5 protein-coding genes and 1 pseudogene are annotated in these 3,426 nt (G+C 69.9%); 4 read left to right on the top strand and 2 right to left on the bottom strand.

The annotated features are described in order from the left end of the window. From FV222_RS20580 to bfr, 3 genes and pseudogenes are all read left to right on the top strand, one after another. Window positions 1-270, top strand: a pseudogene (locus FV222_RS20580) (Holliday junction branch migration protein RuvA); the annotation flags it as partial. A 242-nt stretch (window positions 271-512) separates the two neighbouring features. Continuing rightward, window positions 513-791 carry a (2Fe-2S)-binding protein gene (locus FV222_RS20575; RefSeq protein WP_147752343.1) on the top strand — a complete coding sequence of 93 codons (279 nt, stop codon included), beginning with the start codon at window positions 513-515 and terminating at the stop codon, window positions 789-791. A gap of 49 nt (window positions 792-840) precedes the next feature. Further along, a complete protein-coding gene (bfr, locus tag FV222_RS20570; protein ID WP_147761960.1) occupies window positions 841-1,338 on the top strand; it encodes a bacterioferritin in 498 nt (165 codons plus the stop codon). 42 nt (window positions 1,339-1,380) lie between these two features. Here the strand turns inward: bfr and FV222_RS20565 are convergent, their stop codons facing one another. Next, a complete protein-coding gene (locus FV222_RS20565) occupies window positions 1,381-2,010 on the bottom strand; it encodes a pyridoxamine 5'-phosphate oxidase family protein (protein ID WP_281406020.1) in 630 nt (209 codons plus the stop codon). Window positions 2,011-2,208: 198 nt separating this feature from the next. On the opposite strand from FV222_RS20565, the gene FV222_RS20560 reads away from it, so the two are divergent. Next, a complete protein-coding gene (locus FV222_RS20560; RefSeq protein ID WP_147761958.1) occupies window positions 2,209-3,201 on the top strand; it encodes a nitronate monooxygenase family protein in 993 nt (330 codons plus the stop codon). Here the strand turns inward: FV222_RS20560 and FV222_RS20555 are convergent. Beyond that, window positions 3,186-3,426: diguanylate cyclase (locus FV222_RS20555; protein WP_147815516.1), on the bottom strand; the 241-nt coding region annotated here is incomplete at its 5' end. The two genes, FV222_RS20560 and FV222_RS20555, sit on opposite strands and share 16 nt — an antisense overlap.

The raw sequence follows: 3,426 nt of genomic DNA, 5'->3' as shown, positions 1-3,426 counted from the left end.
GGCCCGCGGCTCGCCGCCCGCCTCGTCGCGGAGCTGAAGGACAAGGCGCCGTCCTTCGCGCCCCTCGACCCGGCTTTGGTCGCGCTGGCCGGCGCGGTGGAAAACCGCTCCGCGCCCCAGCCCGTCGCGGACGCGATCTCGGCGCTGGTCAACCTCGGCTACGCCCAGCTCCAGGCCTCGGCCGCGATCGCCGCCGCCCTGCGCTCGGCCGGCGAAGGCGCCGAGACCAAGGTGCTCATCCGCCTCGGGTTGAAGGAGTTGGCGCAGTAGGCCGACGGGCCGCGCAGACGCTGGCGCGCGATGGGATCGTGCGCTCGTGATCGCCGGAGCCTTGACCGGCGCGGCGCCGGATGGCATGTGGCCCGCAAGCTAAGGTCTTGAAAACGCATAGTTTTCAAGAATTCTAAACTGGAAGGCGGTCCGACAGGGCCGGGACGGCGTACGGTGACCGGCCTCGCAGGCGTCGAGGTCGACGAAGGTAACGAGCCTCCAACCATCGGGTTTTGGATCGTATGATCGTCTGTTCCTGCAACGTCCTCTCGGACGGCGCCGTGCGCGGGTGCCTCGGCGACGGGCCCGGCTGTCCGCGCACGCCGGCCCAGGTCTACGCCTGCCTCGGCTGCAGCCCGAAATGCGGCCGATGCGCCCGCACCATCCGCGCGATCATGCAGAACGCGCTGGCCGGCGCCGCGATCGAAGCGGGACACGAGGCCCATGCCTGCGCGACGGGTTGCGCAACCGGCTGCAGTTTGGGAAAGGTCCAGCCTGCAGAGGAGGGGATCGCCGCCTGAGGCGTGGCCCGGCTTTCCCCTCGCACGCGTCAAGGGGAGAACGGGTTTCATGAAGGGCGACATCAAGGTCATCGAGTATCTCAACCGCGGCTTGCGCAGCGAGTTGACGGCGGTGAGCCAGTACTGGCTCCACTTCCGGATGCTCAACGACTGGGGCTACATCGACCTCGCCAAGTTCTGGCGCAAGGAATCGATCGAGGAGATGAACCACGCGGACCGGTTCGTCGACCGGATCCTGTTCCTCGACGGCTTCCCCAACCTTCAGGAGCTCGATCCCCTGCGGATCGGCCAGAACGTCGAAGAGATCATCGCCTGCGATCTCGCCGCCGAGTGCGAGGCGCGGGCGCTCTACCTCGAGGCCGCCAAGTACTGCGACTCGATCAACGACCGGGTGTCGAAGCGCCTGTTCGAGGATTTGGCCGAGGATGAGGAAGGCCATATCGACTTCCTCGAGACCCAGCAGGAGCTGATCCGCCAGATCGGCCTGCCGCTCTACGCCCAGCGCCACATCGGCGGCCTGGAGCCGATCGCCCCCGAAGCCGAATGAGACCGTCGCGGGATCGCCGGCTTTCCCCGGTGGTCCCGCCTCTCAATAGAGCCGCGTGCGGTACGCCTCCTCGGTGGCGCGCTCGGCGTCAGCGACGCTGACGGTGCCGCCCTGCTCGGCGAGGATGCGGCCGAGGCTCGGGAAGCTCGCGCGCTCGACCTGCACCGCCGGCGACCACAGCTTGGCGCGCATCAGCGCCTTGCCGCAGTGGAAGAACATCTCCTCCACCGTCACGCGCAGACCCGTCGTCGGGACCTTGCCCTGGGCGACCATCGGCGCGAGCAGATCCGGCGCGGTGACCAGCGTCGCGCGGCCGTTGACCCGCAGGGTCTCGTCGATGCCCGGCACGAAGAAGATCAGTCCCACGCCCGGATTGCCGAGCACGTTGCCGAAGCTGTCGACGCGATTGTTGCCGCGGCGGTCCGGGATCAGCAGCGTCGCGTCGTCCAGAACCTGGACGAAGCCCGGCGCGTCGCCCCGTGGGCTCGCGTCGGCCCGTCCCTCCACGTCCATCGAGGCGAGGACGAGGAAGGGCGAAAGCGCGATGAAGTCGCGGGCGAAGTGATCGAGCCTGGGCAGAACCTTGTGCTCGGCCATCGGCCGGATCGCGCCCACATGCGCGCGCAAGGCCTCGGGCCCGTCGAGGATCGTGTCGTCGGTCGTCCCGCTCACGTCGGCATCCTCTGGTTCGGCTGGTTGCGGTCCGGTCAGCAGGAATCGGACCATGCCCTGCGTGATCGCGGATAGCATGATCGCGCCCCGGTTCCGGGCTCCCGCGGTACGCGCCGTCACACCGGCGAAATCGGAGGTCTTGACGGGCCGTCTCCTCGGCGCTTGATCCGGCATCGGACATCGACAGGCACCAGGCGCATGACGGCTCTCGCACCGAACGACCGCCTGCCGGCGGCTTTGCGCGGCACGCTCGCGCTGCCGGTGATCGCCGCGCCGCTGTTCATCGTGTCCGGCCCCGACCTCGTGATCGCCCAATGCCTGTCCGGCATCGTCGGGTCGTTCCCGGCGCTGAACGCCCGCCCGGCCGAACTGCTCGATACCTGGCTGACGCGCATCACCACGACGCTCGCCGTGGCGCGGGCGGCGGAGCCGACCCGGACGATCGCGCCGTTCGCGGTCAACCAGATCGTGCACGCCTCGAACGACCGCCTCGCCCGGGACGTCGCCGCCTGCGTCAACCATCAGGTTCCGATCGTGATCACCTCGCTCAGGGCGCCAGACGACGTCGTGCGGCCGATCCATGGCTATGGCGGCGTCGTGTTCCACGACGTGACCACCGTCCGCCACGCCGAGAAGGCGCTGGAGGCGGGGGTGGACGGATTGATCCTGGTCTGCGCCGGCGCAGGCGGCCATGCCGGCACCCTGAGCCCGTTCGCCCTCCTCGGCGAGGTGCGGCGGTTCTACGACGGGCCGATCATCCTGTCGGGTGCGATCACCACGGGCGGCGCGATCCTCGCGGCGCAAGCGATGGGCGCCGACCTCGCCTACATGGGCACCCGCTTCATCGCGACGGCGGAGGCCAACGCCGCCGACACCTACAAGACGATGATCGCCGGGAGCGCGGCGGCCGACATCCTCTACACGCCGTTCTTCACGGGCGTGCCCGGCAACTACCTCAGCCCGAGCATCCGCGCCGCCGGGCTCGATCCCGACAGCCTTCCGCAGGTCGACAAGAGCGCGATGAACTTCGGCAGCAGCCGGGTGAAGGCGTGGCGCGACGTTTGGGGCGCCGGCCAGGGCGTCGGGACCATCGAAGACGCGCCGCCCGTGGCCGAACTGGTCGAACGGCTCAAACGCGAATACGCCGCCGCACGAACGCGCCTCGGCGCCGCGGCCTACTCGGCCGCCTGAGCCCAGGCCTTGGACCGGTCGGGGCGCGCGTCCGGCAGCGCCACGTCGGCAAGTTCCGTGCGGCTGCGGCCGTTGTGCTTGGCGCGGTAGAGCGCGAGGTCGGCCCGGCGCATCAGGGCGTCGAAATCCGCGTCTCCGGGCCGGCTCACCGCGAGGCCGATGCTGACGCCGACCCGAAGGTTCGGCAGCGTCGGCAGGCGCAGGGCGGCGAAGGCGCGGCCGAAC

It is taken from the genome of Methylobacterium sp. WL103 (assembly GCF_008039885.1).
Classification (GTDB): Bacteria; Pseudomonadota; Alphaproteobacteria; order Rhizobiales; family Beijerinckiaceae; genus Methylobacterium; species Methylobacterium cerastii.
This window is presented reverse-complemented; position numbering and strand designations above follow the sequence as displayed.